Genomic DNA, 22,885 nt, shown 5'->3' on the forward strand with positions numbered 1-22,885 from the left:
ACTTGTCGATTTGAGATGCAGCGCGCCCGAGCCCGAAAAACAAAAAAGCACCGCGGAGAACCGACGGTGCTTTTTGGTAAAGCTGATGCTTTGGATAGGGTGGGAGGCTGGCACGGCGACCCGTGCCGAGGCTCGTTAGGGCTGCTTCCTTCCGGACCTGACCCGGTTGGCGAGTGGCTCGTCCACCACCAACCTCCCGAGGGCCTTATATCAGAAGAAGGATGGGGTTTGGCAAGAGGGCAACACGGTTTTTTGTTCGCCGGGAAATCACACTCCCAAACCCGCCACGAAGCGTGTAGCCTTCGGGAAATTCTGCCCGGAGTGTTTCATGTCATCCTTTGCCCTCAATGCCCGTCTCGAAGGCGACAGCTACTTCGTCAGCGATCTGACGCTGTGCACCGTCCGTCTGCTGAAAGATGCCAACTATCCCTGGCTGCTGCTAATTCCGCGCCAGTCGGACCTCGTCGAGATCATCGATCTGGAGGAGGCCGACCAGATGCAGTTGATGCGCGAAATCGCCCTGGCCAGCCGGGTGCTGCGCGAAGTGACCGACTGCGAGAAGCTGAATGTCGGCGCTCTCGGCAATCAGGTGTCCCAACTGCATGTCCACGTGATCGCCCGTTACAGGGACGATCCGGCCTGGCCCGGGCCGGTCTGGGGTGCGGTTCCGGCGCAGGAGTATTCCCACGACAGGGTGGAAACCCTGATCGAGAAGTTGCGGGATGCCCTTGCCGGTGACGACGACTGATTGCCGGAGCGGTCCAACATCCTGCCTCGTAGCTGTTTCAATCTGCATTCAGATGTGATCGGCGGCACCGGCAGGAAGCGGTTTCTCCGAACTGGAAAATGCACTACGTGAAGAACCAGCATCGATTGACCTCCCGCCCTTTTCTCTTCCAAGGACTTTGACATGAACGCCAACCCCGCCGGTTCCCTGGCCATGGAAATGAGTTTCCTCGGCAACACGCTTGACCGGCAATCGACACGGCGTGGCGATACCGCCTATCTGGCAAGTCTTCTGGAAAAGCCCGATACACGCATCGTGCTGTCGACGGACCGGACATTGGTCTTTGCCGCGGGCGAAAACCTTACCGCCGGGCATCGGCTGGAGGTGGCCCTTTCGCTCGGGGCCGTGCGGGAGGAGATGATTTTCCTGGGACTGCGCCCGGAAAACGGCGAGGCCCTGTTCGCAACGGCCTTGCCCGCGACAGACGAAGACCTTGCGGATCGCACGGACCTTCAGCTTATCGACTTGCGCACCCTTGCCCTGCAGAACGCATTTGCACCGCAGGACATGGGCGCACTTGCCCAGGCCCGCGCCCTGATCCACTGGCATCGCACCCATCAGTTCTGCTCGCGCTGCGGCGAGAAAAGCCATCTGTCCGAAGCCGGCTATCGGCGCGACTGCCCGTCCTGCGGCGGTCAGCATTTTCCGCGCACAGACCCCTGTGTGATCATGCTGATTACCGACGAAAGCGGAGACAAGGCCCTGCTGGGCCGCCCGGCCCGACTTCCGGAGGGCATTTACACCACCCTTGCCGGTTTCATGGAACCGGGAGAAACAATCGAACAGGCCGTGCGGCGCGAAACGTTGGAGGAAAGCGGGATCGTCGTTGGCGACGTCCGACTGATCGCCAACCAGCCCTGGCCGTTTCCGGCGAACCTGATGCTCGGCTGTATCGGCAAGGCGACCTCCTTCGACATCGCCATCGAGGACGACGAGCTTGAAGCCTGCAAATGGTGCGACCGGGACGAAGTGCGGCAAATGCTGGCCGATACGCATCCCGAGGGCCACAAGATACCGCCTTCGATTTCCATCGCCTTTGAACTGATCAAGGGCTGGCTCGACGGAACGCTCTGATGACCTGGTGCGCTTACCTGACCCATCCGGAAGTCCTTGTCGATCCGGACGTTCCCGTTCCCGAGTGGGGCCTGTCGGATACGGGCCGGGAGCGCGCGGCGAAAGCCACCGTCCTGCCGTTTGCCAAGGACATCCGACAGGTAATCTCCAGTGCCGAAAAGAAGGCGCTTGATACCGCGCAGGTCTTCTCCGCCCGCCTCCGCGTCTTTCAGCGGTCGCTTCCGTTCCTGCACGAGAATGACCGGAGTGCGACCGGCTTTCTGCCACCAGAAGAGTTCGAGCGGACCGCAGATCTTTTCTTTGCCGATCCGTATAATTCCGTTCGCGGCTGGGAACGTGCGATCGACGCCCAGGACCGGATCGTCAATGGTGTCAAAAGCGCCCTGCGCCACATTCCCGAGGAAGACCCGGTCCTGTTCGTCGGTCATGGCGCCGTCGGCACCTTGCTGATGTGCCATCTGATGGCCGCACCGATTTCCCGTCATCATGACCAGAGACGCGGCGGCAGCTGGTACCGCTTCGAGAAATCCTGGCTGATGAGCCAGGCCGGTCGCAATTTGGCTTGGACAGAACTTTAAGCACAGTCGGACGAAGACCCGGAACATGTTAGGCTGCCCCGACCTGTCGTGATCCGGGAGCCCGATGTGATCTGCCGTTTGCCGAAGCTTGTTCTTGCCACCCTGAGCTGCCTCGCCGTTACTTTTCTGCCCGCCGACGCGGGCCAATATGATGCCCAGTTCCGGCAGTTCCTGTCTTCGGAAGTTGCTCCGGCGGCACGCCAGCAAGGCATCTCCCAGGCAACTCTCGACCGGGAACTGAAAGGTCTGACACCCGACACCTCCTTGCCGGGGCTGGTCGGGCCGGGCGGCAAGGGCGCGCCGCCCAAGATCAACTTTCAGGCCGAGTTCGGTTCCCCAAGCCGCTACTTCCGGGACAGCCAATTCAACGCCCTTGTGCCACGCGGGCGGTCGCTGATGCAGAAACACGCGGCCGTGCTGTCGCGGATCGAGGCGAAATACGGTGTGCCCAGCCGGATCATCCTGGCCATCTGGGCAAGGGAATCGGGCTATGGCGGGGCCAAGATCCCCTATGACGCCATCCGCGTTCTGGCGACCCAGGCCTTCATGGGCCAGAGGCCGGACTTCTTCAAAGGCGAATTGATCGCCGGATTGAAGATCCTGCAAAATGGCGATGTATCCAGGCAGGGCATGAAAAGTTCCTGGGGTGGAGCCATGGGTCAACCGCAATTCCTGCCGTCTTCCTTCTGGAAGTACGCGGTCGATTTCGACGGTGACGGCAAGCGTAACATCTGGACCTCCGACATCGACACGATGGCCTCCATTGCCCATTATCTCTCGGCACATGGCTGGGTAGCTGACCGCGACTGGGGATATGAAGTCCATCTTCCCGACAACGTCTCATGTACGCGGGAAGGTCCGGACAACCGCCAGAAGATTTCCGACTTCGTGCGTGAAGGCGTCAAGCGCGTCAGCGGCAAGCCTTTTCCGGCCAACGAGGTCAACCGGCCGGGCAACATCCTGCTGCCTGCCGGCCGCTACGGCCCAGCCTTCATTGCCACGGAAAACTTCTACGTCATCAAGGACTACAACGAGAGTGACACCTATGCGCTCTTCGTCGGTCACCTGGCGGACAGGTATGGCAACAACAGCGGTTTTGTCGGCGACTGGAAACCGATGAAGGAAACAACCAGAGGCGCGGTACGGAACCTTCAGCAGAGGCTTGAGGGACTGGGGCACGACGTGGGTGGCGCCGACGGCCTGATCGGCTTCAAGACCCGCCGGTCCATCGGCAAGGATCAGGAGAAGAACGGCTTCTTCGCGACTTGCTGGGTCGGCTAGAACACACCCTGGCCGCCCTCCTGGGTTGTGTTTCAAGGTGCCCGCAAAACTGCTGTTTCCAGGTAGGGGTATCCCGTGACCAAGCGCCGCGGGATACTCGTTTCAACAAACAGTTGATTTTGGGCGTGCAGTGCGGAAGACTGTATCCACATCCTTCCTTACTGCTTCTCCGGTGCCTTCATGCGGCTCCCCAAGATCGTTACCACATTGCAGGATTATTCCCTGCCGCTCTTCCGTGCCGACCTCGTCGCCGGGATCACCGTTGCCATGGTTGCCCTTCCGCTCAGCCTGGCGATCGCCATTGCTTCGGGGGCCGATCCTGCGAAAGGGCTGGTGACGGCGATTGTCGGCGGGTTCTTCATCTCCCTTCTTGGCGGCAGCCGGGTGCAGATTGGCGGGCCGACCGGCGCTTTCATCGTGGTGGTTTACGGCGTCATTGCCGATCACGGATACGACGGGCTGGTGCTGGCAACCTTCATGGCGGGCATACTGCTTTTGATCGGCGGGTATTTCCGGATCGGCAGACTGATCCGCTATGTGCCGGAAGCCGTGGTCAACGGGTTCACCATCGGCATCGCGATCATCATCGCCTCCAGCCAGATCAAGGATTTCTTCGGCCTTCAGATCACCGAGGTACCGGCGGACTTTCTGGAAAAACTTCCCGTTCTCTGGGAGGCACGTGACACCGCTTCGCTGGCCGCCAGCGGACTTGCCCTGGTCACGCTGGTAATGATCGTCGTCCTGCGCCGGATGGCTCCGGCCTTTCCGGGGCTGATCGTTGCCGTGTCGCTAGCCTCGCTGGCTGTCGTTCTGGCCACCCTGCCGGTAGAGACCATAGCCTCGCGCTTCGGTGCCCTGCCCAACACGCTGCCAGTTCCGGCACTGCCGAGCGTCACTGTCGAGCGGGTCGTGGAACTGTTTCCCTCCGCCATCGTGATCGCGTTCCTTGCCGGAGTGGAATCGCTTCTGTCCGCGATGGTGGCCGACAGGATGATTGAAGGAAGTCACCGCCCAAACGCCGAGATGCTGGCACAGGGAACCGCGAATATCGCGTCCGCCCTTTTTGGCGGCCTTCCGGCCACCGGTGCTATTGCCCGCACGGCCACAAACGTCCGTGCCGGTGGCAAGACGCCTGTATCCGGGCTGGTGCATGCGCTTGCCATCTTGCTGATCATGCTGGTTGCGGCCCCCCTGGCCGGATACCTTGCCTTGCCCGCCATGGCGGCCTTGCTGGTTCTCACAGCCTGGAGCATGAGCGAACCGCACAAGTGGAAATCCTATCTGAGCGCCCCGATGGCCGACCGCATGTTGCTGTTGACCACGCTGATTCTGACGGTCCTGATCGATCTGACCGTTGCCATCGGCGTGGGCGTTTCAATCGGTCTTGCCCTCAGGCTGCGCGAACGCAAGAAGCAGCCGGACGACTGGTCGATGCCGGAACGCTGACACGGCCGGTCACCGACTGCAGGACATTCAAAACACAAGGTTTTCAGCTGGAATTCCCAATTTCCCCTTTGGCTACGACCGGCCAAAGGCCTGATGCCGTGTGCGAGGAATATATTTTCTGCTTTCATTTATTATTGCTTTACGATAATTAATCGCTGCAACTTAAATTGGAGCCACTCCACATGTCTGTTTTGTCGTCTTGCGGCGCAGACCTTCGGGTACGCGCGAGAACCCTTCTTATTGCTCTTTTTCTGATGGCCATTGGCACCGCATCGTCCTTTGCGGACCCACTCGACGGGTTCAATCCCGCCACAACCGACCCTGACCTCTTCCGGCTCGCGGTCCGTCACCCCGACAGAATGAAGGTTCCGGATGGAGCCGCAAAGGTTCATGTTGTCCTGTCCGACAAGGAAACCGGGCGCGTTGTCCAGGAAAAGCGGATCGAGCTGCAAAGGACCACAACCGGCGAACAGGCAGCTGAAGTGCGTGCAGAGGCACCGGAAAACGTGGTGACTGTGTACCGGATCCCGGCAAAACAGGTGGCTGAACTGCGGGCACTGCAGGCCAAGTATCTGGCCATGCCCCAGTCTCGTCAGCAAACGATTGGCGGATCCCTGTCGATCGACGTCACCGGCTGCAAACTCGATGCTGCCGATACCGGCGAGATGCTGATTTCGACTTATCTCAAGACATCGGAACTGGAGACCTTCGTGGCTCTGGCGGAGAATTTCGACCTGCGGAACACGCAGGCTTCAAGCCGCAAGGACCTCGATAACACGATCCCGCCCTGTTCATGACCGGTGAACCGGGCAAGGTCACCTCAGACCTTGCCCGCCCCTGCGATGGACAATCACCCTTCCCTGTCTTCGGATCGAAACGCACTTCCCATGTCGACCCCTTTTTCAAGCCGCTCGCTGCTTGCGGTTATGCTTTGCCTGCCCCTGTTTCTGCTGACTGCCTGCAGTCATGTTCCAGTTGCCACCATGGTCAAACTGGCAAACTTCGATATTCTGAAAACCAACCCGGCAGGCTTGCGGGTTGCCGTCAGATATCCGGCCAGCATCCGCATCCCGAAAGGCGGAGCACGCATGATGCTGACGGTGAAGGACAAGAAGACCGGCAAACTGGTTATGGAGGAGAAACTTGCTTTCGTCCGCGTATCGTCCAAGGCCGAGCGGGCGGAGCTGAGCGCCGAACTGCAGGAAGGCCGGCGGATTGCGATCTACCGGCTACCGGACGACAGGATCCCCGCCTTCAAGGCCTTTCAGACGTACCTTCTGACAATGGACAAGGCTGAACGGGACAAGATCGAAGGCAATATGGAAGTCGGCGTCGACGGCTGCCTGGCTTTCGAGCACCGGCCAGCGCGTATCCTGGTCAGCACCTATCTGAAAGCGGATGAGCTGGGCGGCTACATACCACTGCTGCGCGATGTCGATCTTGAGGAACAGATGGCTGACGGCAAGAACGGCGTCGATGGTGGCCTGCCGCGCTGTACGGACGCCCGCGCCGCTACTGAAGGATAACGGCTCAAGCGAGTGCACTTTCCGTCCTTTAAGACCGGCAGACGGCACACCTTTGGACAAGGCAGCGCATGTGCGCTGACCGGTCCGTCAGGATTAGGCGCTCACCACACCTTCCGGTGCTGCTTCCAGGCGGAAGGCGGCAGCCATCAGGGCCTTGGTGTAATCGGTCCGGGGCGCATCGAAGATCTGTTCGGAAGCGCCCTGTTCCACCACCTTGCCCTGCCGCATGACGATAACCTCGTTGGCCAGGGCACGGACGACCTTCAGGTCGTGGGAAATGAACAGATAGGCGAGACCGTGCGCCTTCTGCAGATCTCGCAACAGATCGACCACCTGGGCTTGGACACTCATGTCGAGGGCTGAAGTCGGCTCGTCCAGCATGACAAACTTCGGCTCAAGAACCATGGCCCGTGCGATGGAGATGCGCTGACGCTGGCCGCCTGAGAATTCATGCGGATAGCGATGCCGGGTGGACGCATCGAGCCCGACTTCCTCCAGGGCCTTGGCGACCTTGCGGTCGCGCTCATCGGCTGAAATACCGGGGAAATGCACCTGCAGGCCTTCACCGACGATTTCAGCCACCGACATGCGCGGGCTCAGCGCACCGAAGGGATCCTGAAACACGATCTGCATGTCCCGGCGCAGCGGGCGCATTTCCTTCCAGGAATTCTTCTGGATTTCGGCACCGTTGAAGGCAATCCGCCCGGTGGAGGAAATCATGCGCAGGATCGCAAGACCGAGAGTTGTCTTGCCCGATCCGCTTTCGCCGACGATCCCGAGTGTCTGGCCCTGCCGCACTTCCACATCTATCCCGTCCACCGCCTTGATGTGGTCGACGGTCTTGCGCAGGAAGCCTCGCTTGATCGGGAACCACACCTTCAGATCGTCGGCCTGAACGACAATCGGCTTGCTCTTGTCCGTCGCCGGTGGTTCGCCCTTGGGCTCCGCGGTGAGAAGGTGCTTGGTGTAGGCGTGCTGCGGCCGGTCGAAGATATCGGCGACCGGTCCCTGCTCGACGATCTTGCCCTTGGTCATCACGCAGACCCGGTCGGCGAACTTGCGCACGATCCCGAGGTCGTGGGTAATGAACAGCATCGCCATGCCGTGGCGGCGCTGAAGGTCCTTCAGCAACTCCAGGATCTGCGCCTGAACCGTGACGTCGAGCGCCGTGGTCGGTTCGTCGGCAATCAGCAGATCCGGTTCGTTGGCCAGCGACATGGCAATCATCACGCGCTGGCGCTGGCCGCCGGAAAGCTGGTGCGGATAGGAGTTGAGACGTTTTTCAGGATCGCGGATGCCCACCTGGTTGAGCAGTTCCAGCACGCGCTCACGCGCCTTTGTATCGCTCATGCCCCGGTGGATCTTCAGAATTTCCGAAACCTGCTTTTCCACCGAGTGCAGCGGATTGAGCGAGGTCATCGGTTCCTGGAAAATCATCGAAATGCCGTTGCCGCGCACCTTGCGCAGTTCGGCTTCCTCGACCGCCAGAAGATCCTGACCGTTCATCAGGATCCTGCCGGAGGGATGCGAAGCTGCAGGGTACGGCAGAAGCCGCAGGACCGACTGAGCGGTTACGGACTTACCCGAGCCGCTTTCCCCCACCAGTGCGACGGTCTCACCCTTCTTGATGTCGAAGGTGATCCGGTCGACGGCAAGGTTCTTGCTGCCGCCTTGGGAAAAGGCAACGGACAGGTCTTCGACGGAGAGGAGCGTTTCTTTTGTCATCTTGTTTTCCTCACCCCAGGCTCTTGCGCGGGTCGAACGCATCACGCACCGCCTCGCCGATAAAGATCAGCAGGCTCAACATCAGTGAAATGACCATGAAGCCGGTGATCCCGAGCCAGGGCGCCTGAAGGTTGTTCTTGCCCTGCGCCAGCAGTTCGCCAAGTGATGCCGACCCTGGCGGCAGGCCGAAGCCGAGGAAATCCAGCGCCGTCAGGGTGGAAATCGAGCCGTTGAGAATGAACGGCATGAAGGTGAGCGTCGCCACCATGGCGTTGGGAAGCAGGTGCCGCCACATGATCACCGGATTGGAAACGCCGAGTGCCCGGGCTGCGGATATGTATTCCAGGTTCCGGCCGCGCAGGAATTCCGCGCGCACGACACCCACAAGCGCCACCCAGGAAAATGCCAGCAGGATGGTGAAAAGGGTCCAGAAGCCGGGCACCAGAAACGACGACACGATCAGGATGAGGTAAAGCGTTGGCACCGCCGTCCAGATCTCGATGAAACGCTGGAACAGGAGATCGGTCCAGCCGCCATAATAGCCCTGCACGGCCCCTGCCGCGATGCCGATGACGGAGGATGCCAGCGTCAGCGCCAGACCGAACAGAACGGAAATCCGGAAGCCGTAGACGAGACGCGCAAGCACATCCCGGCCCTGGTCGTCCGTACCGAGCCAGTTCCAGTTGCCCATGACGCAATTGGGATCTTCCGCACCAAGCGGATAGCGCGAGCAACGCTTTTCCTTGTCCATCGTCCAGGAGGGAGGTGCGGGTGCCGGGACCGGAATATCATTGTTGACCGATCGGTAGGAATAACGCACCGGCGGCCACAGCATCCAGCCGTTGGCGCTGATCTCTTCCTGGATGAACGGATCGCGGTAGTCGGTAACCGCCAGGAAGCCGCCGAACTTTTCTTCTGGGTAATCGACGAAGACCGGCGCCAGCAATTCGCCGTTGTAGGAAACAAGGATCGGCCGGTCGTTGGTCAGGAATTCGGCCAGCATGGCCATGACGAACAGCACCAGGAAGATCCAGAGCGACCAGTATCCGCGCCTGTTGGCCTTGAAGTTCGCCAGCCGCCGCTGGTTTATCGGCGAAAGGCGTGCCTTGGTCCCCTGTGCCGGGACGACAAACGCTTCGCGATCACCCGTTATAGCGGCCTCGAAGTAGGCCGCCCTGGACCGCTCGCGGCTTTCGGCTTCATATCCGCCAGCCTCATGTCCGCCACTGCCGGAATCGTAGTTTGCACTTCCTGCATCACTGTCTGAATCGGTCGCCATCGATCAGACCTCCCTGCTTTCGAAGTCGATCCGGGGATCGATCCAGGTGTAGGTCAGGTCGGAAATGAGGTTCACCAGAAGTCCCATGAGCGAGAAGATGTAGAGGGTTGCAAAGACCACCGCGTAGTCGCGATTGATCACCGATTCAAAACTGAGCAATCCCAGGCCATCGAGCGAGAAGATCGTCTCGATGAGGAGCGAGCCGGCAAAGAAGGACGAGATGAAGGCCCCCGGGAAACCGGCCACCACGATCAGCATGGCGTTGCGGAACACATGGCCGTATAGCACCTGGCTTTCCGTCAACCCCTTCGCCCTTGCGGTGATCACATATTGCTTGCGGATTTCATCCAGGAACGAGTTCTTGGTCAGCAAGGTGGTGGTGGCAAAGGCGGACAGGGCCATGGCCGTCAGAGGCAGGGCAAGGTGCCAGAAATAGTCGGCGATCCGGGCAGGCCACGAGAGCTGTTCCCAATTGTCAGACACCAGTCCCCGCAAGGGAAAGATATCCCAGAAGGAGCCACCGGCGAAAAGCACGATCAAGAGAACCGCAAAGAGAAAGCCCGGTATGGCGTAAGCCACGACGATGACACCGGAGGTCCAGACGTCGAACCGCGAACCATCCGAAACGGCCTTGCGGATCCCGAGCGGTATCGACACCGCATAGGATATCAGCGTCATCCAGAGGCCGAGAGAGATCGAAACCGGCAGTTTCTCGGCAATCAGATCGATGATCTTGATGTCGCGGAAATAGCTTTCCCCGAAATCGAAGCGGGCATAGTCGCCCAGCATCTTCAGGAAGCGTTCCAGCGGCGGCTTGTCGAAACCGAACTGCGCTTCCAGTTCCTTGATGAATTCCGGGTCGAGCCCCTGGGCACCGCGATATTTCGAACTGACCGAATCTGCAGTTGCGCCGCCACTGCCTCCAGAGGTGTCGTTGCCGCCCCCCAGCATGTCGCTGCCACCGCCGCTGATGCGTGATGTCGCCGAAACGTCCGTTCCCTGCAACTGGGCGATGACACGCTCGACCGGACCACCTGGCGCAAACTGGATGATGACGAAGTTGATTGCCATGATCCCGACCAGCGTCGGTATCATCAGCAGCAAGCGGCGAAGGATGTAGGCGCCCATGGAGTGTGTGCAGTCCCTTTTGTCTTGGCCTTCTGGAGCGGGCCCGAGGTTTCGCTGGAAATATTACCCGGCTTTACCGAGTTTTTCCGCCTTTTCCTTGTCTATCCACCACAGTTCTTCCACCGGGAAGAAGTAGCGCGGAGTTTCTTCGGGAAAGCCGTAGACATCCCACATGGCAACAGTGTGGACGTTCTTGAACCATTGCGGAATCCAGTAATGACCGGCCCGTAACACGCGGTCGAGGGCCCGCGCCGCGTTGGTCATCTCATCGCGCGTTGTCGCCGCGATGGCCTTGTCGATCAGTGCATCGACAACCGGGCTGGATATGCCGGATGTGTTGTAGGTGCCCGGAATTGTCGCCGCCTTGGAGCCCCACATCTCGCGAATGGTATCCGACAGTGTCGGCGAAAGGCTGAGCCTGCGGCTGGCGATATCAAAGTCGTAGTCGTTGAGCCTGGCCTCATATTGCGCCGGATCGACGATCCGCAGGCTCGCCTTGATGCCGAGCCGTTCCAGGTTCTTGATCATCGGATTGACGATCCGTTCGTAAGCGGCGGTGTTGTTCAGGAACTCGATCGTCAGCTGATTTCCGTCCGGGCCGATCAGGTCGGTCCCCGTCCGGGTAAACCCGGCTTCGGCCAGAAGTTCGCTCGCCCGTTTCAGCAGCTTGCGGTCATTGCCGGATCCATCGCTGACGGGCTGCATCACCGCTTCGCCGAAGACAGCCTCCGGCAACTGGTCCCGGAAGGGCTCCAGCAACGCAAGTTCCGCGGCCGTGGGCATCCCCTCCGCCTTCATGTCGGAGTTTTCGAAGAAGGACTGGGTTCTCGTATAAAGCCCGTAGAACAGGTTCTGGTTCGACCATTCGAAATCAAAGGCGTATCCAAGAGCCTCGCGCACGCGCGGGTCCTTGAACTTGTCGAGCCGGGTGTTGATGAACCAGCCCTGCGCCCCTGACGGCCGGCCATCGGGAAACTCGCGGCGGATGACCTTGCCTTCTTCCACAGCCGGAAAATTGTACTCCGTTGCCCAGTTCTTGGACGTGAATTCCTCACGGTAGAAGGTCTTGCCCTTCTTGAAGGCTTCGAATGCCGTCTGGCGTTCACGGTAGAACTCCACCCGTATAACCGCGAAATTGCAGTGCCCGACCCTGACCGGCAGATCCTTTGCCCAGTAGTTTTCGACCTGGTGGTATTCGACATAGTGACCGACGGCATGTTTTCCGACCTTGTAGGGACCGGAGGACAGGGGCGGTGTCAGGGTCGATTGCTTGAAATCGTAGGCGGTGTAATAGCGCTTGGAGAAGATCGGATAATCGGCCGCAACGACGAGCGGCAGGTTGCGCGACTGCGAACCGTCGAACTGCAGCGCGACCTTGTGATCGTCCAGAATGACCGCGTCCTTCAGTGACGACAACGGCTGGCTGAGCATGGGGTGACCGTCGGCCTTCAGAAGCAGAAGCGAAAAGGCGACGTCCTCTGCAGTCAGTTTGGAGCCGTCGTGAAATCTGGCTTCAGGCCTCAGACTGAACGTGAAAACATTGCCGTCCTCCGATACCTTGACCGTTTCCGCCAGCAGGCCATAGACCGCGTCCGGCTCATCGTAAGCGCGCACCATCAAGGTGTCGAAACACAGCTCCATGCGGGGCGGGGCATCGCCTTTCAGGATGAAGGCATTGAAGGTGTTGTAGGTCAGGACATTCTGGTTGAAGTACCAGTAAGGCGCCTGAAACGAGAACGTTCCGCCTTTCGGAGCCAGCCTGTTGACATAGTCGAACTGGGTGAAGTCCGGTCCGTATTTCAGATCGCCGAATACGGACAAGCCGTGTACGGGGCCATCCGGATATGCGGTCTGTGACGCGAAGGCCGTGGACACCGGCCAGGGCGCTGCCGACGCAAACGCCGCGGCGCTGCTCATTTGCAGGAAACGGCGCCGGGAAGTCGTCAGGGCCCCACTCATCTCGCAGTTCCCGTCTTGGCGGCCAGGGCCTCGTCGTACCACCAGATGGTCGGGAACCCGGTGCTGTATTCCGGCATCTGTTGCGGATGGCCGAAGCGGTTCCAGCGTGCCGTGCGAGTTTCGTCGGAGTAGAACTGCGGTACAACGTAATGGTTCCACAGCAACACGCGATCGAGCGCGCGGGTGGCCGCCACCAGCGTTTCCCGGTCTTCGGCAAAGATGACCTTGTCGATCAGCTTGTCGATCGCGGGGTTCTTGATGCCGGCATAGTTGGCCGAACTTTCGTTATCAGCAGATTCAGACCCCCAGTACTCCCGCTGCTCGTTTCCGGGCGACAGGGACTGTCCGATCGCCAGGACCACGGTGTCGAAATCACGGCTGCGGACGCGATTGACGAACTGCGAGGTATCGACCAGACGCAGGATCGGCTTGATGCCGATGGCTTCCAGGTTCTGCGAATACGGCAGAAGGGTGCGTTCGCTGGCCTTGTCACGGTAGAGGAATTCGATGCTGAGCTGTTCGCCGGTTTTCGGATCGACCATCTTCCGGTCTTTCAGCTCATAGCCGGCCTTGCGCAGCAACTTGACGGCTTCACGCAGGTTGGCGCGCACGTTCTGCGGATTGCCGCCAACCGGGTTCTTGAATTCTTCCGTGAAGACTTCGGGCGGCACCATGTCCCGCACTTCCTCCAGGATCTCCAGCTCCTTGCCCTGCGGCAGACCGCTGGATGCCAGCTCCGTACCGGCGAAATAGGAATTGACCCTCTTGAGAAGGTTGGCGGAAACGATCTCGTTGGTGGTTTCGAAATCGTAGGCATAGTTCAATGCCTGACGGACATCAGGGTTCTGGAATTTCTCACGGCGCTGGTTCAGGAAGAACCCCTGCATGACACCCCTGGACTTGTCCGGGAAGATTTCCTTCACCACCCGGCCATCCTTGATGGCTGGGAAGTCGTAGCGCTTGGCCCACTGGCTCGAGCTGCGCTCGGTATGGAAGTCGTACTGGTCACCCTTGAAGGCTTCGAACTGCACGGAATCATCGAGGAAGGAGATGTAACGGATCTCCTCGAAATTATCGGTGCCGACGCGGATCGGCAGGTCCTTTCCCCAATAGTCCGGCACGCGCTCGTAGATCACCTGACGGTTGGGCGAGAACTCTTTCATCTTGTAGGCACCGGAACCGAGTGGCGGCTCCAGAGTGGTGCGGGAGATGTCACGCTGCTCTCCCTTGCTGTTCGTGCCTTCCCACCAGTGTTTGGGCAGGACGGTCAGCTGGCCCATGATCTTGGGAAGCTCGCGGTTTCCGCTGACATCAAAGGTGAAGCGCACGGTGCCATCGCCGACAATCTCGGACTTCTGGACATTCTGGAAGTAGTACTTGCGCTGCGGGTCCAACTCGATGGACTTTTCAAACGACCAGATGACATCTTCGGCGGTTACCGGCTCGCCGTCATGCCACTTTGCATCCGGGTTGAGCCTATATTCGACCCAGGAATAGTCGTCGGGAAAGCGAACCGCTTCGGCCAAGACACCGTATTGGGCACTGATATCCTCTTCATCCAGAGAGGGCTCCATCAGGCTTTCGTAGATATTCAGGATGCCGGGGGCGATATTGCCCTTCTGCGCCAGAATGTTGAACGTATCGAACCCGCCGCTGGCAGCTAGCCGAACCGTGCCGCCCTTGGGGGCATCGGGATTGACGTAATCGAAATGCCTGGCATCGGCGCCGTACTTGGGTGTTCCATTGAGGGCGGCCGCGTGATGCCATTCCGGTTCAGCCGCGAAAGCCGGTACGGATCCGATCCCCGACATCACCACCACACTTGCCAGTGCAAGCCCAGCTGCGGCCCGCTTCCCTACATGCCATTTGAACACCATCGGCTTCTCCGTCCCCTTCCGGTTCCTGAACCCAAATCACGGGTTTAGAGAATCAGTGTAGGGACGTGTTGGCCCTGCGTCACCTGCTGGCTGTCGAGATGACAGAAATTTAACCTGCCTGGGGGAGGCCGTTTCCGGGAATATCCTGTGAATTTCTCTTGGACTTTGCCTTTTGCGCGTACATTCTTCCGTCGGCAACCCTAAGTAAATCCTCCACTGTGGCGGCATCACCTGGATAACTTGCCGAGCCAATACTGGCTTTCACATCGATGCGGGCACCCGAATACTGGAATGCCTGGGTCACACGTTCATCGAGGCGCGTGAGAAAGGTGTCCCTTTCCTGGCGCCGCATGTTGCCCGGCGTCAGCACGATGAACTCGTCGCCGCCGACCCTGGCGACGGTATCCGTCTGCCGGATCTGGTTCTGCAGCCGCTGCCCGACCTCGATCAGAAGCTGATCGCCAACTGCGTGCCCATAGTTGTCGTTGACCGGCTTGAAGGCATCCAGATCGACGTAAAAAATCTCGAAGCCCGCGCCACTGCGCTCGCACATGGCGGCAAGCTGGTGCATGCGGTCTTCCAGCAGGCGCCGGTTCGCCAGTCCTGTCAGAGGGTCATGCAGCGCCATGGAGCGAACCTTGTAGACCTCGCTGATCAACAGAAATGCCATGGCGCCAAAGACGAGCGAGATCAGACTGCCGACGAGTTGCGTGATCCAGACCTGGTTGCCCGTGCTCGACCAGCCGGCCTCCGGAAGACCGACAAGCTCCCAGTTCAGACCGCCCGGAAGATGCAGAGGCAGGGACACATGATCCTTTTCAAGGAGAGACTGGCTGCCGAAAATCATGTTGTTGGAAGCAACCGCGCTCCGGTTCACAAGACCGATGCGGATGCCGTTGATGACATCCGTGATGCCGGCAGTCTTCATCATGCCCTCTTCGTCCAGCACCAGGGTGGCGACACCCCAGTAACTGCGCTCCTTGAGCGGTTGCCCAAGGAAGCTGGCTGGAAAGATGGGAATTCGGATCAGGAGGGCCCTGCCCCCCTGCACAAGTTCAAGAGGGCCTGCAATCACGACGTCACGCGTCACCATCGCCTGCTGGATTGCGGGCCACTGCGCCGTGTTCATGCGGTAGTTCAGACCGAGCGCCGCCTGGTTGGGCTCCAGCGGAAACACCGCGCGAAGAATGTTGTTGGGTGCCAGGCCGATAGAGCGGATGGACGGATTTTCCTCGATCAGTTCGACCGCGATTTCCCGGTAGTCCTCCATTTCGAATGGCTGTTCGACGAACTGGGACACATAGGCTCGGATCCCGAGTCCGTGGGCCACAGTCCGGTTGATTTCGCCTTCAAGGCGCGCCCGTGCCTCGGAGAGCGAGGCGACGGCCTGACGTTTGTGCTGGGAAACAATTTCATTGCGGACCAGTTGACCGACGTGCGCAGTGACGGCGATGCCAGCGAGAAAACAGACGGCAGCAACGATGGAAGCGATCCACGTTCCATTCGACTTAGAAAATACATTCCTCGTCAAGTTGATGCCCATAGGGTCCTTGTCCGACCTTAGCCCACTATTCGACAACAATACGTAACGTAAGATTTGTTAATTTTTCATATAAATCAAATAAAAAAGCCGGGTAGTTAACCCGGCTTCTCTACAACTCTAGTCACGTTCGCGATGTCGAAGAGGTTTTACTCGGTCGGCAGCGGCGCAGGCGAATCGGCCTGTTCACGAAGGTAGGCAATCATGTCTGCGCGGTCTTCCGGTTTACGCAGTCCGGCAAAACCCATCGTGGTGCCGGAGATGAAGTTCTTCGGGGACTCCAGGAAGTGATCCAGTTCTTCATAGGTCCACTCCGGATTTTCTTCACCGAATGCGACCATCGCGGAAGAATAGCCGAAGCCTTCGTGTCCACCTGGCTTGCGGCCGATAACATCCCAAAGTGCCGGGCCAACCTTGTTGGCGCCACCCTGCGTGAAGTCGTGGCAGGCGGCGCATTTCTTGGCCACCTTCGCGCCGTCTTCAGCAGATGCTTCGACCAGACGCTCGGAGATCGGCACCACTTCCGGAACCGCGCCGACTTCCGAGGTGCTATCCTCTGCAGACGCCACGACGATCTCATAACCCGGTTTACCCGGCATCGTCGGATGGAAGATGATGTCGGAGACAATGCCGACACCCATAGTCAGAATCAGAACCATCAGTACCGCACCAGCGGCCTTGTTCAGCGTGAAGGAATCCATTCTCTCCGGCTCCAAGCTCATACGCGTCCGGGCCCGCAGCGTCGCTGCGACCCCTATCAGCTTTTCGAATTTTGCCGGAACCTACAAATTTTTTGACCTTGCTGTCCATAGCTTTAAAAGGGCATCTGATACGACAAACGGACGCGGCACGTGTTTTTTTGCATTTCTTCCGCCCGTCCGGCCCCATGGAGACCCGATTGACCGCTGCTCTTGTGATTATCCCGGCCCGCCTCGCTGCCACCCGACTGCCGCGCAAACCGCTTGCCGACATCTGCGGAAAACCCATGATCGTGCGTGTTCTGGAACAGGCCCGCAACGCGGATATCGGCCCGGTAGCCGTTGCCTGTGACGACAAGGACATTTTCGACGCGGTGCAGGACCACGGCGGCAAGGCGGTCATGACGCGTGCCGATCACGCCTCCGGATCCGATCGCATTCACGAGGCAGCGGGACTGATCGATCCGGACGGAAAGCACGATGTCATCCTGAACGTGCAGGGCGATGTGCCGCTGATCGCACCGGAAGCCATCCGGGCGGCCTTTGCGCCGCTCGCCATTGCCGATGTCGACCTGGGCACCATCATGACCGAGTTCACCAATACCGCCTTCCGGGACGATCCGAATTTCGTCAAGGCAGTCACTACGCCCAACGGCCACGGCCATCATCGCGCGCTTTACTTTACCAGGGCCGTCGCCCCGCACGGTGACGGCCCGTACTACCACCACATCGGCATCTATGCCTACCGCAGGGCAGCCCTGGCAAAATTCGTCCAGCTGCCGCCTTCGCCACTGGAACAGCGTGAAAAGCTGGAACAGTTGCGGGCCCTGGAAGCGGGCATGCGGATTGATGCCTCCGTCATCGACAGCGCGCCGATGGACGTGAACACGCCCGAAGATCTGGAACGAGCCCGGGCGGCCTATCAGACAAACTGACGAAAGACTGCCGAAAGGCGGAAAGACATATGACCGACAGAAAAAGAATCGTGTTCCAGGGAGAAACCGGTGCCAATTCGCACATGGCCTGCCGGAGCGTTTATCCCGATTACGAAGCCATCCCCTGCGCCACCTTCGAAGACTGCTTTTCGGCCATGGCCGACGGGTCGGCAGACCTTGCCATGATCCCGATCGAGAACTCCGTTGCCGGCCGTGTCGCGGACATTCATCACCTGCTGCCCAAATCGGACCTGCACATCATCGGCGAATATTTCATGCCGATCCGGTTTCAGCTCATGGCGGTCAAGGGCGCAAAGATCGAAGACCTGAAAAAGGTGCAAAGCCATGTGCATGCCCTTGGTCAGTGCCGGAACGTGATCCGTGAGCTCGGCCTGACGGCCGTCGTCGGCGGCGATACCGCGGGCTCCGCCCGGCAGATCGCCGAGCTGGGTGATCCGAGCGTCGGCGCCCTGGCGCCGGAAATGGCCGCCGAAATCTACGGTCTGGACATTCTGCGCCGGGATGTGGAGGATGAGGCGCACAACACGACCCGCTTTGTCATTCTCTCGCGCGACAAGATGGAGGCCGCGCACAACGGCCAGCCGGTCATCACGACCTTCATCTTCCGGGTTCGCAACGTTCCGGCAGCGCTCTACAAGGCCCTGGGAGGATTTGCCACCAACGGGGTCAACATGACCAAGCTGGAATCCTATCAGCTTGAAGGGCAGTTTTTCGCGTCGATGTTCTATGCGGACGTCGAAGGCCATCCGGAAGATCCGAAGGTGGCCCTGGCGCTCGAGGAGCTGGCCTTCTTCTGTGCCGAGCTGAACATGCTCGGCGTCTACCGGGCAAGCCCGTTCAGGGACAAGATCAGGGAGCCGGAATCCAACCGTGCTCTCCGGCCCAATCCCTACTCGTAACGGCGGCTACCCGACACCACCAGAGGAACTCTATGACTGAAACAAGATTTGATGCCCTGTGCATCGGCAATGCCATTTGCGACGTCTTCGCCCATGTCGAAGAGGATTTCCTGCTTCAGGAAAACCTCGTCAAAGGCTCCATGCGCCTGATCGACACCGACGAGGCAGTACGCCTGTTCGACAAGATGGGACAGACCGTCCGCATTTCCGGCGGCAGCGCCGGCAACACGGCGGCTGGCATTGCCTCGCTCGGCGGACGCCCTGCCTATTTCGGCAAGGTTGCCGAGGACGAACTGGGCGATAGCTATTATCACGACATGAACGGCACCGGCGTCTATTTCAACACGCCCCGCCTCAAGGAAGGCAAGCCGACCGCCCGGTCGATGATCCTGATCACGCCGGACGGCGAACGCACGATGAACACCTATCTGGGTGCATGCACCGAATTCGGCATCGCCGATGTTGACGAGGAAGTCGTTGCCGCCGCAGCCGTCACCTACATGGAAGGCTATCTGTGGGACCCGGCAGACGCCAAGAAGGCGTTCCTGAAAGCTGCGGAAATCGCGCATGCAAACGGGCGTCAAGTGGCGATCACCCTGTCCGACTCGTTCTGTGTCGACCGCTACCGCAGCGAATTTCAGGCCCTTCTGACCGATGGTGTCGTCGACCTGATGTTCGCCAACGAGCATGAGCTGAAGGCCCTTTACGAAACATCGGATCTGGACACTGCAGTAAATGCGGCCCGGGACTCCGGTGCCCTGACCGCCCTGACCCTCGGCGAGAACGGTGCGATGGCAATCAGCCGCGAGGAAACCGTCAAGGTTCCTGCGCAGACTGTCGACAACGTGGTTGACCTGACAGGCGCCGGCGACCTGTTTGCCTCCGGCTTCCTGTTCGGCCTTGCCCGCGACTACAAGCTCGCGGAAGCCACCGAGCTTGGCTGCCTGTGCGCCGCGAGCGTCATCAGCCACGTCGGCGCCCGGCCGGAACGGGCCTTGAAAAACATCGCCGGCCAGAGCGGCTTCGAGATCTGAACCTTTTCAGGGGCGGCCTTCGGGCCGCCCTTTTCGGAACCGGCAATTGCTACCGACGCATGCCGTGTTCCTTCGATTGCATTGCTTCAATCGCCGCCGCGATTGCCAGCACCTTTCGATCTGCCCCCGGTAGCCCATCGATTTCCAGGCCTGCGGGTACGCCGCGAACACTTCGTGCCATTGGCACACTCACGCCTGGGGCGCCAAAGAATGTCGCTGGTACCGTGTTGCGCATGGTCTTCCAGACAGACACTTCCTTGCCGTCAACGACGACACGCCCTTCTTCACCCAGTGCCGTTGCCGCAATCGGTGTCGTTGGAAAAATGATCGCGTCGAGTTTGAACTGCTCCAGATGCGCGCAGTAGTGCTTGCGACAGCGAGGGAGCGAGACGGAAATCACATGCTCGTATCGTGCTGCCAGGTCCTTGGCGTCCGCACCACGCAAAGCCTCGTCGAATTCCTCACGAACGTATTGCCCGGCTATGCCGGCAACGAGCGACCGAACATCGACGGCAGCGCCAGAAGCCGACAAATACGCTTCCAGCGCTCTTTCCAGCTCCCACGCACGGATTGGCTCCGACAATTCGCCAAGCCAGCTTGAAACCTCCGGCATCTCTGCCTCAACGACCGTGACACCCCAGGAGACAAGCTGGTCAAGGGTTTCCTCAAACGCCTGGGCGACGCCACTTTCCAGGCCGGACAGGAAATACCTTCCGGGTAGGCCAAGCCGCAGGCTTCGAAGATCGATGGCAGGCCGCTCACTCTGCCCACACAAAACGGCATCCAGAAGCAGCAGATCTTCTGCAGATCGCGCCAACGGGCCAGGCACATCGCGCGTTGGAAACAAGGGCATGACACCGTCAGTCTTGTAGCGATCACTTGTGGGGCGAAAGCCGAAAACCCCGCAAAATGATGCCGGAATTCGCACCGAGCCTGCCGTGTCCGTGCCAAGAGCAGCCGGAACCAGACCCGCGGCTACGGCAGCGGCAGAACCACTGCTGCTTCCCCCCGCTGAGCGAGAAGGATCGTGCGGGTTTCGAACGGGGCCGGTGTGATCGTTGTTGCTGGTGATGCCGAAGGCGAGCTCGTACATGTTGGTCTTGCCGAAGACCAATGCCCCGGCTTTTTCCAGTTTCGTGACCACCGATGCGGTCCTGTTGACCACGTGATCTTTCAGGCTTGGCGTTGCAGCAGTCGTTGCCATGCCGGCAATGTCGATGCAGTCCTTGATGGCAACGGGAATGCCATGCAGCGGCCCCAAAGGTCCACCGTTTGCCTGGTGCTCATCGGCCTTGCGTGCGGCGCTGCGTATATTATCCGGGGCAAACTGGGTGAAGGCATTCAGGTCAACGAACCGTTCCGATCTTTCAATCAACGCCTCGACATAGTCTCGGCAAGACATTCTGCGGCCGCGAAACATCTCCACCGCTTCAACAACTGTCAGCCGCCAAAAATCCATGTCGGTTTCACCCCAAGCATCGGAACCTTCGTATCATGGCGGGTTTGCAGCCCTTGTCACTTGCTGTTCTCAAAAAATAATCCAGTTGGCCTACCCGGTTAGGCGGCAGCTTCAATCGCCTCTGCGACGTGCAAAATTTCCCTGACAAGCAACTCGAGGTCATCGCTTCGTGTGCGGTGGTTGCAAATGGCGACGCGAAGGCTGTGACGGCCCCTGACAGTGGTATCCGAGAGCGCTGCAATGCCTTCCTCCTGAAGGCGAAGCATGATTTCCGTGTTCAGAGCTTTGAGCGAAGCTTCGTCCATTCCGCCCGGGTCGTACCGAAAATTCACGATATTGATCACGGTCGGGGCCATGAGCCGCAGCCGCGGTTCGTTTTCGATCCTTGCCGAGAGCTCTTTGGCCTGAGAGATGTTCTGATCGATCAGGCGACCAAATTTTTCGACGCCGTTTTCCTTTAGTGCCATCCAGATCTTCAGTGCCGCAAATCCCGCGGATGTGCCCATGTTGAGATCGTGCAGAAACGGCGCACCGGCGATCCCGCGAGGTTTCTCCTCCAGGTATTCCGGCGACAGGGTAAAGGCCTTTCGGTGAGCCTGGGCATCGCGCACCAGCGCGCACCCCGCGGTGAATGGAACATGCAGCCATTTGTGCGGATCGAGCGCCAATGAATCCGCTGTCTCCAGTCCGGCAACAAGCCCGCGATTTTCCGGAGCAATCGCGATCAGGGCACCGATGCAGCCGTCGACATGAAACCAGAGCCCCTCGCGTTTGCACAAGGCACCGATGGCGTTCAGGTCATCAATGGCGCCCGTGTTTACGGTGCCTGCAGTCGCGATCACGCAAGCAGGCTTCTTCCCGCTGGCACGATCGCCGGCTATCGCTTTTTCCAGGGCTGATAGATCAATGTTTCCATCAGGTCCGGTTGCGACACGAACCAGCGCCTGGTTGCCAAGCCCCAAGGCTTCAAGCGCCTTCTGGTGGCAAGAGTGGACCTGATCGGATGCGTAGAAGCGCAACTGCGAGGGGATTGCCGCCACCCCTTCGCTTCGAACATCTACGCCCGCCATCTGGTTGCGGGCGATGGTCAGGCCGATCACGTTCGCCATGGATCCACCGCTGACGATCGTGCCGCTTGCAGCCTCGGGAAACCCGACCATCTGTTTGAGCCAACCGACGACCTGTCTGTCGACGAGGGCAGCCGCCGTGTCGCCGCCACCAAGATTAGATCCGTCGATAGCAGCCATGAAGTCCGCAAGTGCGCCTGTAAAGCTGCCCGATCCCATGAACCACATCCAGAAGCGCGGATGCAGGTTTCCCATCGAGTAGGGAAGCAGGTCTTCCTTGAGTTCCTCCAGGATGTTGTCGAGCGACGTGGGGGCATGGGGCACACCACCGGTAAATCTGGTGCGCACCTCGGGCGGCATCTGTCGCCAGAGTGGTCTGGAGCGAACGTCGCGGATATGCGCGAGCGAATACGCAAGCGCCTTTTGCGCCGTGGCTTCCATCCGGTCCCAATCATCGGGATCAAGCGTTTCCTCGGCCTTGCGGGATACGGCTCCTGCCTCGTTTATCGTTACTGCTCTCTCTCGATTGGAACGAACGCACGAAATGCGAATTTCGACCGCGATGATCATCG

At 59.6% G+C, this 22,885-nt stretch carries 19 protein-coding genes and 1 other RNA gene; 10 read left to right on the top strand and 10 right to left on the bottom strand.

The window, feature by feature from the left end; translation table 11 throughout:
* Nucleotides 1-99: 99 nt before the first annotated feature.
* An RNA gene (gene ffs / locus FIV05_RS03700) (signal recognition particle sRNA small type) lies at nt 100-197 on the bottom strand.
* 131 nt (nt 198-328) lie between these two features.
* Here ffs and FIV05_RS03705 point away from each other — a divergent pair.
* The 7 genes from FIV05_RS03705 (at nt 329) to FIV05_RS03735 (ending at nt 6,692) form a co-directional block, all read left to right on the top strand.
* Nucleotides 329-748 (top strand): HIT family protein, encoded by a 420-nt coding sequence (locus FIV05_RS03705; protein WP_152508702.1) that lies wholly within the window; start codon nt 329-331, stop codon nt 746-748.
* A gap of 162 nt (nt 749-910) precedes the next feature.
* Nucleotides 911-1,861, top strand: a complete 951-nt coding sequence (nudC, locus tag FIV05_RS03710; RefSeq protein WP_152508703.1) for an NAD(+) diphosphatase — start codon at nt 911-913, stop codon at nt 1,859-1,861.
* A complete protein-coding gene (locus FIV05_RS03715) occupies nt 1,861-2,439 on the top strand; it encodes a histidine phosphatase family protein (protein WP_152508704.1) in 579 nt (192 codons plus the stop codon). Before nudC ends, FIV05_RS03715 begins: the two co-directional genes overlap by 1 nt.
* A gap of 66 nt (nt 2,440-2,505) precedes the next feature.
* On the top strand, nt 2,506-3,720 hold the full coding sequence (locus FIV05_RS03720; protein ID WP_152508705.1) for a lytic murein transglycosylase: 1,215 nt from the start codon (nt 2,506-2,508) through the stop codon (nt 3,718-3,720).
* 180 nt (nt 3,721-3,900) lie between these two features.
* Entirely contained in the window at nt 3,901-5,166 is a 1,266-nt protein-coding gene (locus tag FIV05_RS03725; RefSeq protein ID WP_152508706.1) for a SulP family inorganic anion transporter, read from the top strand.
* 182 nt (nt 5,167-5,348) lie between these two features.
* Nucleotides 5,349-5,963, top strand: a complete 615-nt coding sequence (locus FIV05_RS03730; RefSeq protein ID WP_152508707.1) for a hypothetical protein — start codon at nt 5,349-5,351, stop codon at nt 5,961-5,963.
* Between the two features lie 90 nt (nt 5,964-6,053).
* Complete coding sequence (locus tag FIV05_RS03735; protein ID WP_152508708.1) at nt 6,054-6,692, top strand: hypothetical protein; 639 nt, start codon at nt 6,054-6,056, stop codon at nt 6,690-6,692.
* Nucleotides 6,693-6,785: 93 nt separating this feature from the next.
* On the opposite strand, the gene FIV05_RS03740 is transcribed toward FIV05_RS03735, so the two are convergent.
* The 7 genes from FIV05_RS03740 to FIV05_RS03770 all read right to left on the bottom strand — a co-directional run bounded on the left by FIV05_RS03740 (nt 6,786) and on the right by FIV05_RS03770 (nt 16,901).
* The gene (locus tag FIV05_RS03740) at nt 6,786-8,417 is read right to left on the bottom strand and encodes an ABC transporter ATP-binding protein (protein ID WP_152508709.1); all 1,632 of its coding nucleotides are present in this window, start codon (nt 8,415-8,417) and stop codon (nt 6,786-6,788) included.
* Nucleotides 8,418-8,427: 10 nt separating this feature from the next.
* The gene (locus FIV05_RS03745; RefSeq protein WP_209009848.1) at nt 8,428-9,696 is read right to left on the bottom strand and encodes an ABC transporter permease; all 1,269 of its coding nucleotides are present in this window, start codon (nt 9,694-9,696) and stop codon (nt 8,428-8,430) included.
* 3 nt (nt 9,697-9,699) lie between these two features.
* Nucleotides 9,700-10,824: a microcin C ABC transporter permease YejB gene (locus FIV05_RS03750; protein WP_152508710.1), complete on the bottom strand. Its 1,125-nt coding sequence runs from the start codon at nt 10,822-10,824 to the stop codon at nt 9,700-9,702.
* A gap of 63 nt (nt 10,825-10,887) precedes the next feature.
* On the bottom strand, nt 10,888-12,783 hold the full coding sequence (locus FIV05_RS03755) for an extracellular solute-binding protein (protein WP_152508711.1): 1,896 nt from the start codon (nt 12,781-12,783) through the stop codon (nt 10,888-10,890).
* Complete coding sequence (locus tag FIV05_RS03760) at nt 12,780-14,660, bottom strand: extracellular solute-binding protein (protein ID WP_152508712.1); 1,881 nt, start codon at nt 14,658-14,660, stop codon at nt 12,780-12,782. Before FIV05_RS03760 ends, FIV05_RS03755 begins: the two co-directional genes overlap by 4 nt.
* Nucleotides 14,661-14,769: 109 nt before the next feature.
* Nucleotides 14,770-16,191 carry a diguanylate cyclase gene (locus FIV05_RS03765; RefSeq protein ID WP_209009849.1) on the bottom strand — a complete coding sequence of 474 codons (1,422 nt, stop codon included), beginning with the start codon at nt 16,189-16,191 and terminating at the stop codon, nt 14,770-14,772.
* Nucleotides 16,192-16,349: 158 nt separating this feature from the next.
* Nucleotides 16,350-16,901, bottom strand: coding sequence for a cytochrome c family protein (locus FIV05_RS03770; RefSeq protein WP_152508714.1), 552 nt, complete (start codon nt 16,899-16,901; stop codon nt 16,350-16,352).
* 185 nt (nt 16,902-17,086) lie between these two features.
* Between FIV05_RS03770 and FIV05_RS03775 the strand changes: the two genes are divergently transcribed.
* From FIV05_RS03775 to FIV05_RS03785, 3 genes are read left to right on the top strand one after another with little or no spacing between them, the layout of a single operon-like run.
* On the top strand, nt 17,087-17,833 hold the full coding sequence (locus FIV05_RS03775) for a 3-deoxy-manno-octulosonate cytidylyltransferase (RefSeq protein WP_152508715.1): 747 nt from the start codon (nt 17,087-17,089) through the stop codon (nt 17,831-17,833).
* A gap of 29 nt (nt 17,834-17,862) precedes the next feature.
* Nucleotides 17,863-18,753 carry a prephenate dehydratase gene (locus FIV05_RS03780; protein ID WP_022999063.1) on the top strand — a complete coding sequence of 297 codons (891 nt, stop codon included), beginning with the start codon at nt 17,863-17,865 and terminating at the stop codon, nt 18,751-18,753.
* 32 nt (nt 18,754-18,785) lie between these two features.
* Nucleotides 18,786-19,787: an adenosine kinase gene (locus tag FIV05_RS03785; RefSeq protein ID WP_152508716.1), complete on the top strand. Its 1,002-nt coding sequence runs from the start codon at nt 18,786-18,788 to the stop codon at nt 19,785-19,787.
* A gap of 49 nt (nt 19,788-19,836) precedes the next feature.
* On the opposite strand, the gene FIV05_RS03790 is transcribed toward FIV05_RS03785, so the two are convergent.
* Both FIV05_RS03790 and FIV05_RS03795 read right to left on the bottom strand, forming a co-directional pair.
* A complete protein-coding gene (locus tag FIV05_RS03790; protein ID WP_152508717.1) occupies nt 19,837-21,246 on the bottom strand; it encodes an amidase family protein in 1,410 nt (469 codons plus the stop codon).
* Between the two features lie 98 nt (nt 21,247-21,344).
* A complete protein-coding gene (locus tag FIV05_RS03795; protein WP_152508718.1) occupies nt 21,345-22,883 on the bottom strand; it encodes a pyridoxal-dependent decarboxylase in 1,539 nt (512 codons plus the stop codon).
* Between the last annotated feature and the right edge of the window lie 2 nt (nt 22,884-22,885).

The organism is Labrenzia sp. THAF191a (assembly GCF_009363335.1).
Classification (GTDB): Bacteria; Pseudomonadota; Alphaproteobacteria; order Rhizobiales; family Stappiaceae; genus Roseibium; species Roseibium algicola.

Excerpts from the sequence above, each read along its gene's own strand:
- FIV05_RS03705 (WP_152508702.1), top strand. The coding sequence starts at position 329 with ATGTCATCCTTTGCCCTCAATGCCCGTCTCGAAGGCGACAGCTACTTC.
- nudC (WP_152508703.1), top strand. The coding sequence starts at position 911 with ATGAACGCCAACCCCGCCGGTTCCCTGGCCATGGAAATGAGTTTCCTC.
- FIV05_RS03715 (WP_152508704.1), top strand. The coding sequence starts at position 1,861 with ATGACCTGGTGCGCTTACCTGACCCATCCGGAAGTCCTTGTCGATCCG.
- FIV05_RS03725 (WP_152508706.1), top strand. The coding sequence starts at position 3,901 with ATGCGGCTCCCCAAGATCGTTACCACATTGCAGGATTATTCCCTGCCG.
- FIV05_RS03730 (WP_152508707.1), top strand. The coding sequence starts at position 5,349 with ATGTCTGTTTTGTCGTCTTGCGGCGCAGACCTTCGGGTACGCGCGAGA.
- FIV05_RS03735 (WP_152508708.1), top strand. The coding sequence starts at position 6,054 with ATGTCGACCCCTTTTTCAAGCCGCTCGCTGCTTGCGGTTATGCTTTGC.
- FIV05_RS03740 (WP_152508709.1), bottom strand. The coding sequence starts at position 8,417 with ATGACAAAAGAAACGCTCCTCTCCGTCGAAGACCTGTCCGTTGCCTTT.
- FIV05_RS03745 (WP_209009848.1), bottom strand. The coding sequence starts at position 9,696 with ATGGCGACCGATTCAGACAGTGATGCAGGAAGTGCAAACTACGATTCC.
- FIV05_RS03750 (WP_152508710.1), bottom strand. The coding sequence starts at position 10,824 with ATGGGCGCCTACATCCTTCGCCGCTTGCTGCTGATGATACCGACGCTG.
- FIV05_RS03755 (WP_152508711.1), bottom strand. The coding sequence starts at position 12,783 with ATGAGTGGGGCCCTGACGACTTCCCGGCGCCGTTTCCTGCAAATGAGC.
- FIV05_RS03760 (WP_152508712.1), bottom strand. The coding sequence starts at position 14,660 with ATGGTGTTCAAATGGCATGTAGGGAAGCGGGCCGCAGCTGGGCTTGCA.
- FIV05_RS03770 (WP_152508714.1), bottom strand. The coding sequence starts at position 16,901 with ATGGATTCCTTCACGCTGAACAAGGCCGCTGGTGCGGTACTGATGGTT.
- FIV05_RS03775 (WP_152508715.1), top strand. The coding sequence starts at position 17,087 with ATGGAGACCCGATTGACCGCTGCTCTTGTGATTATCCCGGCCCGCCTC.
- FIV05_RS03780 (WP_022999063.1), top strand. The coding sequence starts at position 17,863 with ATGACCGACAGAAAAAGAATCGTGTTCCAGGGAGAAACCGGTGCCAAT.
- FIV05_RS03785 (WP_152508716.1), top strand. The coding sequence starts at position 18,786 with ATGACTGAAACAAGATTTGATGCCCTGTGCATCGGCAATGCCATTTGC.
- FIV05_RS03790 (WP_152508717.1), bottom strand. The coding sequence starts at position 21,246 with ATGGATTTTTGGCGGCTGACAGTTGTTGAAGCGGTGGAGATGTTTCGC.
- FIV05_RS03795 (WP_152508718.1), bottom strand. The coding sequence starts at position 22,883 with ATGATCATCGCGGTCGAAATTCGCATTTCGTGCGTTCGTTCCAATCGA.